The sequence below is a fragment of the Acidovorax sp. genome (genome assembly GCF_046294525.1).
Lineage (GTDB): Bacteria > Pseudomonadota > Gammaproteobacteria > Burkholderiales > Burkholderiaceae_C > Acidovorax.
The window spans coordinates 61190-74747 of record NZ_JBKBKQ010000020.1 but is presented as its reverse complement, the minus strand read 5'-3'; the positions used below and the strand labels follow the sequence as shown (position 1 = coordinate 74747).

General features: G+C 63.5%; 12 protein-coding genes. All 12 read left to right on the top strand.

The window, feature by feature from the left end; all coding sequences use genetic code 11:
- Positions 1–29 precede the first annotated feature (29 nt).
- The 12 genes from bamA to greA all read left to right on the top strand — a co-directional run bounded on the left by bamA (position 30) and on the right by greA (position 13539).
- Positions 30–2327 carry an outer membrane protein assembly factor BamA gene (gene bamA, locus ACK4HJ_RS17115; protein WP_409833802.1) on the top strand — a complete coding sequence of 766 codons (2298 nt, stop codon included), beginning with the start codon at positions 30–32 and terminating at the stop codon, positions 2325–2327.
- On the top strand, positions 2327–2851 hold the full coding sequence (locus ACK4HJ_RS17110; RefSeq protein ID WP_409833800.1) for an OmpH family outer membrane protein: 525 nt from the start codon (positions 2327–2329) through the stop codon (positions 2849–2851). Before bamA ends, ACK4HJ_RS17110 begins: the two co-directional genes overlap by 1 nt.
- Positions 2852–2878: 27 nt before the next feature.
- Entirely contained in the window at positions 2879–3862 is a 984-nt protein-coding gene (gene lpxD, locus ACK4HJ_RS17105; RefSeq protein ID WP_409833798.1) for a UDP-3-O-(3-hydroxymyristoyl)glucosamine N-acyltransferase, read from the top strand.
- Positions 3863–3884: 22 nt separating this feature from the next.
- Entirely contained in the window at positions 3885–4325 is a 441-nt protein-coding gene (fabZ, locus tag ACK4HJ_RS17100; protein WP_291433164.1) for a 3-hydroxyacyl-ACP dehydratase FabZ, read from the top strand.
- A gap of 58 nt (positions 4326–4383) precedes the next feature.
- Positions 4384–5172 (top strand): acyl-ACP--UDP-N-acetylglucosamine O-acyltransferase, encoded by a 789-nt coding sequence (gene lpxA, locus ACK4HJ_RS17095; protein ID WP_409833796.1) that lies wholly within the window; start codon positions 4384–4386, stop codon positions 5170–5172.
- A gap of 9 nt (positions 5173–5181) precedes the next feature.
- The gene (lpxB, locus tag ACK4HJ_RS17090) at positions 5182–6354 is read left to right on the top strand and encodes a lipid-A-disaccharide synthase (protein WP_409833794.1); all 1173 of its coding nucleotides are present in this window, start codon (positions 5182–5184) and stop codon (positions 6352–6354) included.
- Entirely contained in the window at positions 6311–6970 is a 660-nt protein-coding gene (gene rnhB / locus ACK4HJ_RS17085) for a ribonuclease HII (RefSeq protein WP_409833792.1), read from the top strand. Before lpxB ends, rnhB begins: the two co-directional genes overlap by 44 nt.
- The gene (locus ACK4HJ_RS17080) at positions 6967–7740 is read left to right on the top strand and encodes a TrmH family RNA methyltransferase (protein WP_409833790.1); all 774 of its coding nucleotides are present in this window, start codon (positions 6967–6969) and stop codon (positions 7738–7740) included. The genes rnhB and ACK4HJ_RS17080 overlap by 4 nt, the downstream gene beginning before the upstream one ends.
- 256 nt (positions 7741–7996) lie before the next feature.
- Positions 7997–9184, top strand: coding sequence for a glutamine-hydrolyzing carbamoyl-phosphate synthase small subunit (gene carA, locus ACK4HJ_RS17075; RefSeq protein WP_409833788.1), 1188 nt, complete (start codon positions 7997–7999; stop codon positions 9182–9184).
- Positions 9185–9203: 19 nt separating this feature from the next.
- Positions 9204–9626, top strand: a complete 423-nt coding sequence (locus ACK4HJ_RS17070; RefSeq protein ID WP_409833786.1) for a hypothetical protein — start codon at positions 9204–9206, stop codon at positions 9624–9626.
- A 14-nt stretch (positions 9627–9640) separates the two neighbouring features.
- Positions 9641–12886 carry a carbamoyl-phosphate synthase large subunit gene (gene carB, locus ACK4HJ_RS17065; RefSeq protein ID WP_409833784.1) on the top strand — a complete coding sequence of 1082 codons (3246 nt, stop codon included), beginning with the start codon at positions 9641–9643 and terminating at the stop codon, positions 12884–12886.
- Between the two features lie 176 nt (positions 12887–13062).
- On the top strand, positions 13063–13539 hold the full coding sequence (gene greA, locus ACK4HJ_RS17060) for a transcription elongation factor GreA (RefSeq protein ID WP_409833781.1): 477 nt from the start codon (positions 13063–13065) through the stop codon (positions 13537–13539).
- Positions 13540–13558: the final 19 nt, after the last annotated feature.

Here is a 13558-nt window from a genome sequence, read left to right as displayed (position 1 = left end):
GCCAGCCTGCTGCGGCGCCAGCTTCACTCATGAAAAAACACATCAATCGCCTGGGCGTGCGCACTGCATCGGCCATTGCCGCCATGATTTTTGTCGCTAACGCGGCATGGGCGCTGGAGCCTTTCAAGGTGCAGGACATCCGGGTGGAGGGGCTTCAGCGCGTGGAGCCCGGGACGGTGTTTGCTTCCATGCCGCTGCGCGTGGGCGACGATTACAACGACGAAAAAGGCGCCGCGGCCATCCGTGCACTGTTCGGCCTGGGCCTGTTCAAGGACGTGCGCCTGGAGGCCAGCGGCAATGTGCTGGTGGTGGTAGTTGAGGAGCGCCCCACCATCGCGGACGTGGACTTTGCGGGCACGCGCGAGTTCGACAAGGACGCGCTCAAGAAAGCGATGCGGGACGTTGGTCTGACGGAAGGCCGTCCCTACGACAAGGCGCTGGCCGACCGCGCCGAGCAGGAACTCAAGCGCCAGTACATCAACAAGAGCCTCTATGGCGCCGAGGTTGTGACCACCGTGACGCCCATCGAGCGCAACCGGGTGAATCTCACGTTCACCGTCGTGGAGGGCGAACCCGCTCGCATCAAGGAGGTGCGCATCGTGGGCAGCAAGGCGTTCAGCGAATCCACGCTGAAAGGCCTGTTCGACCAGGACACCGGCGGCTGGCTGAGCTGGTACACCAAGTCCGACCGCTATTCGCGCGCAAAGCTCAACGCCGACCTGGAAACTCTTCGTTCGTACTACCTGCAGCGTGGCTACCTGGAGTTCCGTGTGGACTCCACGCAGGTGGCCATTTCGCCGGACAAGCAGGACATCTCCATCACCGTCAACGTGACCGAGGGCGAGCGTTTTGTGGTGTCCGGCGTCAAGCTCGAAGGCAACTACCTGGACCGTGAGGATGAGTTCAAGTCGCTCGTTGCGATCCGTGTTGGCGAGCCCTACAACGCAGATCAGGTCACGGAGACGACCAAGGCGTTCTCCGAGTATTTCGCCCGTTTCGGCTTTGCATTTGCGCGCGTCGAAGCCGTGCCTGAAATCGACCGCGAAAACAACCGCGTGACCTTTGCGCTGCAGGCCGAGCCTGCGCGCCGGGCTTACGTGCGGCGCATCAACGTGAGCGGCAACAACCGCACGCGGGATGAAGTCATCCGGCGTGAGTTCCGCCAGTACGAGGCCTCGTGGTACGACGGAGAGAAGATCCGCCTATCGCGCGACCGGGTGGACCGTCTCGGCTTCTTCACTGAAGTCAATGTCGAAACCCAGGAAGTGCCGGGCTCCCCGGACCAGGTGGATCTGGTGATCAACGTGGCCGAGAAGCCCACGGGCTCGCTGCAAATGGGCGTTGGCTTCTCCAGCGCCGAAAAGGTGGCGCTTTCGTTCGGTATCAAGCAGGAGAACATTTTCGGCTCGGGAAACTACCTGGGTATCGACGTAAACACCAGCAAGTACCGCCGCACCCTGGTGTTCAGCACCACCAACCCGTACTTCACGCCGGAAGGCATCTCGCGCACGCTGGACGTGTACTACCGCACGGATAAGCCTTACGAGGACCAGGGTGGCAACTACGAGCTGATCACCACCGGCACGTCGGTGCGCTTTGGTATCCCGTTCAGCGAGACCGATACGGTGTTCTTCGGTGGCGGGCTGGAGCAGACCAAGATCAAGCCAGGGACCAATATCCCGGCCACGTATCTCGCCTACGCCGACAAGTTCGGCTACAGCAGCACTTCGATTCCACTCACTATCGGCTGGTCGCGCGATGACCGCGACAGCGCGCTCGCGCCCAATTCCGGGCGGTACCAGCGTCTCAATTCCGAATGGTCCGTGGCGGGCGATGCGCGTTATGTGCGGGCCAACTACCAGTACCAGCAGTATGTGCCGCTCAACAAGCGCTTCACCGTGGCGTTCAACGGCGAAGTGGGCGTGGGCAAGGGCATGAACGGTCGTCCGTTCCCGGTGTTCAAGAATTTCTATTCGGGCGGACTGGGTTCGGTGCGCGGCTTTGACCAGGGCACGCTGGGCCCGCGCGACGTCACTGGCGCATCTTTGGGCGGCCCTAAAAAGGTCACCTTGAACGCGGAGCTGATTGCCCCGTTTCCTGGCGCAGGGAACGACCGGACCCTGCGCGTGTTTACCTTCGTGGATGTGGGTAATGTGTACGGAGAGAATGACAAGGTCACGTTCAGTGACATGCGCTCCTCCGTCGGCTTGGGCCTGAGCTGGATTTCTCCGCTGGGGCCTCTGCGCTTGGCGTTTGCGCAGCCGGTGCGCAAGTTCGCTGGCGATAGAATCCAGAAACTGCAATTCCAGATCGGAACGTCTTTCTAATGAAATCATTCTCCCGCCGTATTTCCTTGGCTCTGCTGCTGGGCACCATTGCCGTCGCGGCTCCCGTGCAAGCACAAGAATCCTTCAAGGCCGGTTTCGTCAACACCGACCGCATCTTCCGCGAGGCCAACACGGCCAAGGCCGCGCAGGCCAAGCTGGAACAGGAGTTCGCCCGCCGGGAAAAAGAGCTGGTGGACTTGGGCAACACCCTGAAGACTGCCAGTGAAAAGTTCGAGCGCGAAGCGCCCACCATGGCAGAAAGCCAGCGCACCACACGCCAGCGCCAACTGGTGGACCAGGATCGTGACTTCCAGCGCAAGCGCCGTGAGTTCCAGGAAGACCTGACCGCGCGCAAGAACGAAGAGCTGTCGCAAGTGCTGGACCGTGCCAACAAGGTGGTCAAGCAGGTCGCTGAAGCCGAGAAGTACGACGTGATCCTGCAAGAGGCCGTCTACATCAACCCCAAGCATGACATCACCGACAAGGTGATCAAGGCACTGAATGCCACTGCAGGCACCAAGTAAGCTGCAAAACCGCTGGGCAGGTGACGCGTGAGCAGCTTGCTACTCGGGCACATTGTTGATGCGCTCGGTGGTTCGCTGGAGGGTGGGGCGCGGGATACCGCCATCGCCCGCATTGCGCCACTGGAGGTTGCGGGCCCGGGAGACCTCAGTTTCCTGAGCAACCCTCGCTACCAACAACAACTGGCCGCCTCCCGGGCGGCCTGTGTCATTGTGGCTCCCACCCTGCGCGAAGCCGCTCTGGCCCGAGGCGCCTGCATCGTGGCGGATAACCCCTATGTCTACTTTGCGCGTGCCACCCAGTTGTGGCGGCAGCGCAATGCCCCGGCGCGGGCAGCGGGCGTGCATCCCAGCGCGGTAGTGGATGCCATGGCGCAGGTGCATCCCACGGCGACCATCGGCCCGCTGTGTGTGGTGGAGCGGGGGGCACACGTGGGTGCGCACACCGTGCTCAAGTCGCGGGTGACCGTGGGCGAGGACTGCCACATCGGTGCGCGCTGCATCGTGCACGCGGGTGCGGTCATCGGTGCCGACGGGTTTGGCTTTGCGCCAGAAAACGGCCAGTGGGTCAAGATCGAGCAACTTGGGGCCGTGCGCATTGGCGACGACGTCGAGATCGGGGCCAACACCTGCATCGACCGAGGCGCGCTGCAAGACACGGTCATCGAGGACGGCGTGAAGCTCGACAACCTGATCCAGGTGGGCCACAACGTGCGCATCGGAAAACACTCCGCCATGGCGGGCTGCGTGGGCATTGCGGGCAGCGCCACCATCGGGGCGCACTGCACCGTGGGGGGCGGTGCAATCGTGCTGGGTCACCTGCAACTGGCCGACAACGTTCACATTTCGGCGGCCACGGTGGTCACGCGTTCGCTGACACAGCCTGGTCAGTACACCGGCATGTTCCCCATCGACGACAATGCGCGCTGGGAAAAAAACGCTGCAACACTCAAACAACTGCACAGCCTGCGCGAGCGGATCAAGGCGCTGGAACAGGCTCTCAAGGCAGCATGAAAGACGACGGAAGAACAACTCGATGATGGATATTCACGCAATTCTCAAGCAACTGCCCCACCGCTACCCCTTTTTGCTGGTGGACAAGGTGATCGAGTTGGAGAGCAACACCCGCATCAAGGCCATAAAGAACGTCACGTTCAACGAGCCCTATTTCATGGGGCATTTCCCCGGTCGTCCGGTGATGCCGGGTGTGTTGATCCTGGAAGCGCTAGCGCAGGCCGCTGGCTTGCTGGCCTTTGATGCCATGGGCAAGGTGCCCGACGAAAACAACATCTACTACTTTGTGGGCATCGATGGCGCGCGCTTCAAGCGCCCCGTGGAGCCAGGCGACCAGCTCATCCTCACCATCACCATTGATCGCGTACGCGGCGGCATCTGGAAGTTCAAGGGTGTGGCCAGCGTGGGCGAAGAGGTCGCTTGCGAAGCCGAGCTTATGTGCACCATGCGCAGCGTGGGCTGATCGGCCGGTTGGCCGACTGATGCATTGAATTGACAGATTAAGACAAGACCGCTGGACCGTGAGCAACATCCATCCCACTGCCATCATCGAGGCGGGTGCGCGCATTGACCCTTCCGTCACGGTGGGGCCGTATGCGGTCATTGGACCGCAGGTTGTGATTGGCGCTGGCAGCTCGGTAGGTTCGCACTGCGTGATCCAGGGGCGTACCACCATCGGCCGGGACAACCGCATCTACCAGTTCGCGTCGCTGGGGGCGGATCCACAGGACAAGAAGTACAAGGGCGAGGACACCGAGCTGGTCATCGGCGACCGCAACACCGTGCGCGAGTTCTGCACCTTCAACCGCGGCGTGCCGGGTGCGGGCGGCAAGACGAGCATTGGCGACGACAACTGGATCATGGCCTACACCCACATCGCGCACGACTGCCATGTGGGCAACCACACGACCATGGCCAACAACACCACGCTGGCCGGCCATGTGCTGATCGGCGACTGGGTGACGGTGGGTGGCCTGACCGGCATCCACCAGTTTGTGAAGATTGGCGCGCACGCCATGATCGGCTTTTCCAGCGCCGTGTCGCAGGACGTACCGCCTTTCATGATGGTAGACGGCAACCCGCTGTCCGTGCGGGGCCTGAATCTGGAAGGTCTGCGCCGCCGGGGCTTCTCGGCCGAGCGTGTGGCGGCCATCAAGCAGGTGCACCGCGCGTTGTACCGCCAGGGCTTGACGCTGGAGGCCGCTCGCGCTGCCATCAACGACCTGCAGGCCTCCCATCCCGAAGCGGCGGCCGATGTGGCGCTGGTGCTGGCGTTCCTGGATGCGTCCACGCGCGGCATTGCGCGCTGAGGAGCGGTGATGCGTGCTTCCCCCCGCATCGCCATGGTGGCGGGCGAGACTTCGGGAGATCTGCTTGCCGGCCTGTTGATTGACGGCATGCAGGCCCATTGGCCGGGCCTCGCGTCCTTTGGCATTGGTGGCCCGCAGATGGAGCGCCGTGGCTTTGCCGCCTGGTGGCCCAGCGAGAAGCTGGCTGTGCACGGCTACAGCATGGAAGTGCTGCGCCGCCTGCGCGAGCTACTGGGCATCCGCAAGCAACTGCGCGCGCGCCTGCTCAGCGACCGCCCCGATGTGTTCATCGGCGTGGACGCACCGGATTTCAATCTGGGACTGGAGGCGGACCTGCGCGCCGCAGGCATCAAGACCGTGCATTTCGTTTGCCCCTCCATCTGGGCCTGGCGAGCAGAACGTGTGGAAAAAATCCGCCGCAGCGCCGACCATGTGCTGTGCATCTTCCCCTTCGAGCCCGAACTGCTCGCCCAGCACGGCATTGCCGCCACCTACGTGGGCCATCCACTGGCGGGGGTGATCCCCATGGTGCCCGACCGTTCGGCGGCCCGCGCACAGCTGGGCCTGGACGATGGCGACGAGGTGCTGGCTGTGCTGCCGGGCAGCCGGTCGTCAGAGATTCAGTACATTGCACAACCGTTTTTTCAGGCTGCAGCGCTTATCCAGCAAGCGCGACAAGCTATCAAATTAATAGTGCCTGCCGTTCCTGCCCTGCAAACCCGCATTGAGCAGGTGATACACCAATGCGGGCTGGGCGGCCGGGTGCAGATCATCACCGGCCAGTCTCACACGGCGCTGGCGGCGTGCGACGCCACGCTGATCGCCAGCGGCACCGCCACCCTTGAAGCCGCGCTGTTCAAGCGCCCCATGGTCATCGGATACCACATGCACCCGCTGAGCTGGTGGCTGATGCGGCGCAAGCAGCTGCAACCCTGGGTGGGTCTGCCCAACATCCTGTGCCGTGACTTTGTGGTGCCTGAACTGATCCAGGACGCGGCCACGCCGCAGGCCCTTTGCGCGGCGACGCTGGATTGGCTGGACGCGCGAACGCACAATCCGCAGAAAATCACGGCGTTGGAGCAGCGCTTTACGGCCTTGCACGAGAGCCTGCACCGCAACACCCCCCAACTGGCTGCCGATGCGATCCAGAAAATCATCCTCAACCCCTCCGCTGCTGACTGAGCAGGCCAGCCTGCCCTGGCACCCGCCCGGCCTGGTGGCGGGCGTGGACGAGGCCGGGCGCGGCCCCCTGGCAGGGCCCGTGGTGGCGGCGGCCGTCATCCTGGATGATCTGCATCCCATCGCAGGCCTGGATGACTCCAAAAAGCTCACGGCCGCACGGCGCGAGAAGCTGTATGACGAGATCCGCGCCAAGGCGCTGTGCTGCAGCATCGCCGAAGCCAGCGTGGAAGAGATCGACCAGCTGAACATCCTGCAGGCCACGCTGCTGGCCATGCGCCGCGCCGTGCTGGGCCTGCGGCTCAAGCCCGTGCGGGTGATGGTGGATGGCAACCGCCTGCCCACGCTCGACGTGCCCGCCGAGGCCATCATCAAGGGCGACTCGCTCGTGAAGTCGATTTCCGCCGCGTCCATCCTGGCCAAGGTGCACCGCGACCGATGGTGCGAGCAGGTACACGTTGAGTTTCCGCACTACGGGTTTGCCGGACACAAAGGCTATGGCACGGCCGTGCACATGGAGGCGCTGCGGACGCATGGGGCGTGTGTGTACCACCGCCGCTCCTTTGCGCCCGTGGCGCAGAGCCTGCAGGTCGGCCCCTTGACGACCACCGCTGTATGACTTCGCCCTCCGTCACCACCATCCACTCGCGCGACAACAGTTTTGTCAAAGAACTGCGCCGCTTCGCCCAGGACACCACCGCCTACCGCAAGCAGGGGCGCGTGTGGCTGGAGGGCGACCACCTGTGCCGGGCTGCCCTGGCGCGCGGGCTGCGCCCGGCGGTGTCTGTTTTTTCTGAATCTTTTTGGCCGCTAGCGCAGGTGGAATGGGCGCAAGCAGCTATCAAAACCGTAGTAATCGCCGATGCGCTGTTCGCAGACATCAGCGGTTTGGAATCCCCGGCCCGCATGGGTTTTCTTCTGGACTTGCCGCCCCACGCGGCCGTGCAGCCCCATGCCGCCACGGTGGTGCTGGACCGCGTCCAGGACGCCGGCAACGTGGGCTCCATCTTGCGCAGCGCGTCGGCCTTCGGGTTCCGGCAGGTGGTGGCGATCAAGGGCAGCGCGGCCCTGTGGTCGCCCAAAGTGCTGCGCGCTGGCATGGGTGCGCATTTTGCGCTGAGCCTGGTTGAAGGCGTGGGTGAGAGCGACCTGGCAGCGCTGCAGGTGCCGCTGCTGGTGACCAGCTCTCACGCAGGCGATTTTCTGCATCGCGCGGCACTGCCCTGGCCCTGTGCCTGGGTGATGGGCCATGAAGGGCAGGGCGTCTCTCAAGGCCTGGAAGACCGTGCCGCCCTGCGCATCCGCATCGCACAGCCTGGCGGCGAAGAGTCGTTGAACGTGGCAGCAGCGGCGGCCATCTGCCTGCATGCGAGTGGAGCTGGGCTGTAGCCCCACTGGACGGGGGCGGTTGCAGCGCACTGCACTGCGGGACCCTGTGTAAACCTGCTTGACAAGGTTATGCAAGACCTGCATTTCCGGATCAGTCATGGGCCAGGGGTATAATCGGGAGCTTTTCTCGCAACAGCGTCGCCCGACCGCACCCAAAGCAACAACCCATCTGAGAGCAGCCGCCGGCATTCGATTGCAAACATCCTTTGCAAGCGGCCTGCAGGCGCCGGGCGACCGTAACCATCCGGAGAACCCAGTGCTTTTGTCTCTACAGGGAACCTTCCCGCCCGCCATCCTGGCGCTCGCAGACGGCACGGTCTTTATCGGCAATTCGATCGGTGCTGCGTCTGCAGACGTTGGCACCACCGTCGGCGAAGTGGTGTTCAACACCTCCATCGTCGGCTACCAGGAAATCCTTACCGACCCCAGCTACTGCCAGCAGATCGTCACCCTGACGTACCCGCACATCGGCAACTACGGCGTCAATTCCGAGGACATCGAAGCCGACAAGGTCCATGCCGCAGGCCTGATCATCAAGGACTTGCCTCTGTTGGCCAGCAACTTCCGCTCCACCGAGACGCTGTCCCAGTATCTCGTGCGTGAACGCACGGTGGCCATTGCCAACATCGACACCCGCAAGCTCACCCGCCTCCTGCGCGAAAAGGGGGCACAAAACGGCGCCATCATGGGGCTCGCACCGGGCCAGGCTGTCACGCAAGCGCTGATTGACGAAACGCTGGCAGCGGCCAAGGCAGCGCCCAACATGGCAGGGCTGGACCTGGCCAAGGTCGTCTCCACCAAGGCAACCTACGAGTGGACCGAGACCGAATGGGCGCTGGGCAAGGGCTACGGCAAGCTCGACGCCCCGCAGTTTCACGTCGTGGCCTATGACTACGGCGTCAAGAAAAACATCCTGCGCATGCTGGCACAGCGTGGCTGCAAAGTCACGGTAGTGCCCGCGCAGACACCTGCGGCGGACGTGCTGGCCATGAAGCCGGACGGCGTGTTCCTGTCCAATGGCCCTGGCGACCCACAGCCTTGCGACTACGCCATTGAAGCTACGCGCACCATCGTGGACAGCGGCGTACCTACCTTCGGCATTTGCCTGGGCCACCAGATCATGGCCCTGGCCGCCGGTGCCAAGACCTTCAAGATGACCAACAGCCACCACGGCGCTAACCACCCGGTGAAGGACCTCGACTCCGGCCGCGTGAGCATCACCAGCCAGAACCACGGTTTTGCGGTGGAGATGGATTCGCTGCCGTCCAACCTGCGCGCTACCCATGTGAGTTTGTTCGACGGCACGCTGCAGGGCCTGGCGCACAAGGACAAGCCTGCGTTCTGCTTCCAGGGCCACCCTGAGGCTTCGCCCGGCCCGCACGATATCGCCTACCTGTTTGATCGCTTCACGGACACGATGCGTGCCGCGAAAGCGCCGGCCTGAGGCCCCAAGGAAGAGCGCCATGAAACTGTTCAGCTTCCCCCTCGCATCGCTTGAGAAGGCCATTCACAAGCGCGTGCTGACCCTGCCGCCGCACCACCGCGAGTGGTTTTCCGTGCGCTGGGCCCAGAAGCCCTACAAGAAGTCTTTTGTCGAGAACAAGGCCATGCCCTTGGTCACGCTGGTGGCCAAATGCAAGACCATGGACGACGCGGAATTCGCGGAGATGCTGCGCGACTGGGAGGTCACGTTTTATGACGCTGAAGAAGAAGTGCTGCGCCCGCTGATCCAGGGCGACGGCCTGCTGCAACTCATGCAGAAAAACCTGCCGGCCGAGCGTGCCCAGGCACTTCTGGCCAAGCTCGCCGAGCGACGACCCCAGACCGGCGACGACACCCCCGCCCAGACCTCTGGCCCCCAGGCAGCAGAACCCACGATCGACTGATTGATCGACAGAACATGCCAAAACGTACAGACATCAAAAGCATCCTCATCATTGGCGCTGGCCCGATCATCATCGGCCAGGCCTGCGAGTTCGACTACTCCGGCGTGCAGGCCTGCAAGGCGCTGCGCGAAGAGGGCTACAAGGTCATCCTGATCAACAGCAACCCCGCGACGATCATGACCGACCCGGCCACGGCCGACGTCACCTACATCGAGCCCATCACCTGGCAGACGGTCGAGAAGATCATTGCCAAAGAGCGCCCCGACGCCATTCTGCCCACCATGGGCGGCCAGACCGCACTCAACTGTGCGCTGGACCTGTGGCACAACGGCGTGCTCGATAAATACAAGGTGGAGCTGATTGGCGCCACGCCCGAAGCTATCGACAAGGCGGAAGACCGTCTCAAGTTCAAGGACGCCATGACCAAGATTGGTCTGGGCTCCGCGCGGTCGGGCATTGCGCACAGCATGGAAGAAGCCTGGGCGGTGCAGAAGAACGTGGGCTTTCCCACTGTTATCCGCCCCAGCTTCACGCTGGGCGGCACGGGCGGTGGCATCGCCTACAACCCCGAAGAATTCGAAACCATCTGCAAACGCGGTTTGGAAGCCTCCCCCACCAACGAGTTGCTCATCGAAGAGTCGCTACTGGGCTGGAAGGAGTATGAGATGGAAGTGGTCCGCGACAAGGCGGACAACTGCATCATCATCTGCTCCATCGAGAACCTGGACCCGATGGGCGTGCACACCGGCGACTCGATCACGGTGGCCCCTGCGCAAACGCTGACCGACAAGGAATACCAGATCATGCGCAACGCCTCGCTCGCGGTGCTGCGCGAGATCGGCGTGGACACGGGCGGCTCCAATGTGCAGTTCTCGGTGAACCCGAAGGACGGCCGCATGATCGTCATCGAGATGAACCCGCGCGTGTCGCGTTCGTCGGCGCTGGCCTCCAAGGCCACGGGCTTCCCGATCGCCAAGGTCGCCGCCAAGCTGGCCGTCGGCTACACGCTCGACGAGCTCAAGAACGAGATCACCGGCGGCGCCACGCCCGCGTCGTTCGAGCCCTCCATCGACTACGTGGTCACGAAGATCCCGCGTTTTGCTTTCGAGAAATTCCCCACGGCCGACAGCCGACTGACCACGCAGATGAAATCCGTGGGCGAGGTCATGGCCATGGGCCGTACCTTCCAGGAGTCCTTCCAGAAAGCCCTGCGCGGCCTGGAAGTCGGCGTGGACGGGATGAACGAGAAGACCCAGGACCGCGAGACGCTGGAAAAGGAACTGGGCGAGCCCGGCCCCGAGCGCATCTGGTACGTGGGCGATGCCTTCGCCATGGGCCTGTCGGTCGATGAAGTGTTCGAGTTGACCAAGATCGACCGCTGGTTCCTGGTGCAGATTGAGCAGATCGTGAAGATCGAGCTGGATATCGACAAGCTGGTGGCCGAAAAGGGTGAAGGCGCGCTCGCAGCACTGGATGCCACCACGCTGCGCACCCTCAAGCAAAAGGGCTTTTCTGACCGCCGCCTGGCCAAGCTGCTCAAGACCAGCGAGAAGGCCGTGCGCGAGGCACGCCGCGCGCTCAACGTGCGCCCCGTCTACAAGCGCGTGGACACCTGCGCTGCCGAGTTCGCCACCAACACGGCCTACCTGTACTCCACCTACGACGAAGAGTGCGAGGCCGAGCCGACCGACAAAAAGAAGATCATGGTGCTGGGCGGTGGCCCCAACCGCATTGGCCAGGGCATCGAGTTCGATTACTGCTGCGTGCACGCAGCGCTGGCGATGCGTGAGGACGGCTACGAGACCATCATGGTCAACTGCAATCCCGAGACGGTCTCCACCGACTACGACACATCCGACCGCCTGTACTTCGAGCCCGTGACGCTCGAAGACGTTCTGGAGATCGTGGACAAGGAAAAGCCGGTTGGCGTGATCGTGCAGTACGGCGGTCAGACGCCCCTGAAGCTCGCCCTGGGCCTGGAGGCAGAAGGCGTGCCGATCATTGGCACCACGCCCGACATGATCGATGCGGCTGAAGACCGCGAGCGCTTCCAGAAGCTGCTGGGCGACCTGGGCCTGCGCCAGCCGCCCAACGCCACGGCCCGTACCGAAGCCGAGGCTCTGGAAAAGGCCGCCGCCCTGGGGTACCCCCTGGTGGTGCGCCCCAGCTACGTGCTGGGTGGCCGCGCGATGGAAATCGTGCACGAGCAGCGGGACCTGGAGCGCTACATGCGCGAGGCCGTCAAGGTGAGCAACGACTCGCCCGTGCTGCTCGACCGCTTCCTCTCCAACGCCATCGAGTGCGATGTGGACTGCGTGCGCGACTCCACAGGCGTCACCTTTATCGGCGGCGTGATGGAGCACATCGAGCAAGCCGGCGTGCACAGCGGCGACTCCGCCTGCTCGCTGCCTCCGTACTACCTGTCTCAGGCCACCGTGGACGAGATCAAGCGCCAGACTGCCGCCATGGCCCAGGGCCTGAACGTGGTCGGCCTGATGAACGTGCAGTTCGCCATTCAGGAGACTGAAGGCAAGGACGTGATCTACGTGCTGGAAGTGAACCCGCGCGCGTCGCGCACGGTGCCGTTCGTGAGCAAGGCCACAGGCATCCAGCTGGCCAAGGTGGCCGCACGCTGCATGGCCGGCCAGACGCTGGCCTCGCAGGGCATCACCAAGGAAGTGACGCCGCCGTACTTCAGCGTGAAGGAGGCGGTGTTCCCGTTCGTGAAATTCCCGGGCGTGGACACCATCCTGGGCCCCGAGATGAAGTCCACCGGTGAAGTCATGGGTGTGGGCAAGACCTTCGGCGAAGCTTTTGTGAAGAGCCAGATGGGCGCGGGCACCAAGCTGCCCACGGCCGGCAAGGTCTTCCTCACGGTGAAGAACGCCGACAAGCCGCGCGCGGTGGACATTGCGCGCCAGCTCGTCGCCATGGGCTTCGAACTCGTAGCCACCAAGGGCACGGCCGCGGCCATTGATGCGGCCGGCGTGCCGGTGCAGGTCGTCAACAAGGTGACCGAAGGCCGCCCGCACATCGTGGACATGATCAAGAACAACGAGATCGTGATGGTCATCAACACCGTGGAAGAGCGCCGCAATGCGATCGCCGATTCGCGTGCCATCCGCACCAGTTCGCTGCTGGCCCGCGTGACCACCTTCACCACCATCTTCGGCGCCGAGGCGGCCGTGGAAGGCATGAAGTACATGGACAAGCTCGATGTGTACTCGGTGCAGGAGCTGCACGCCCAACTGCTGGCCTAAGCCCCACCAAACGCGGCATAATCGCCGCTTGAACAGACACCGCCGCGCGGCAACTCGCGGCGGTTTCCTTTTGTAGGGTCGCAATGTCTGCGGGCACTGGCTGTGCCGGGCAGGCGGGCCCAACTGCAGCGGCGCTGCCGTGCCGCTGCTGCCTTGATTTATGGAGACTCACAAGAATGGCGACCATTCCCATTACCAAGCGTGGCGCTGAAAAGCTCAAGGAAGAGCTGCATCGCCTTAAGACCGTGGAGCGTCCTGCGGTCATCACCGCCATCGCCGAGGCACGTGCCCAGGGCGATCTGAGCGAAAACGCCGACTACGACGCCGCCAAGGACCGTCAGGGCTTTATCGAAGGCCGTATCCAGGAGATCGAGGGCAAGCTGTCGGTAGCGCAGGTGATCGACCCCAGCGCCGTGGACGGGGGTGGCAAGGTGGTGTTTGGCGCCACGGTGGAGCTGGAGGATGAAGACTCCGGTGATACGGTCAAGTACCAGATCGTGGGCGAGGACGAGGCCGACCTGAAGCAGGGCCTCATCAACATCTCCAGCCCCATCGCCCGCGCGCTCATCGGCAAGGAAGAGGGCGACACGGCGGAAGTGCAGGCCCCAGGCGGCATCCGCCGCTATGAGGTGGTGGCTGTCAGCTACCTCTGACGATGCAGCCCGGACCCGG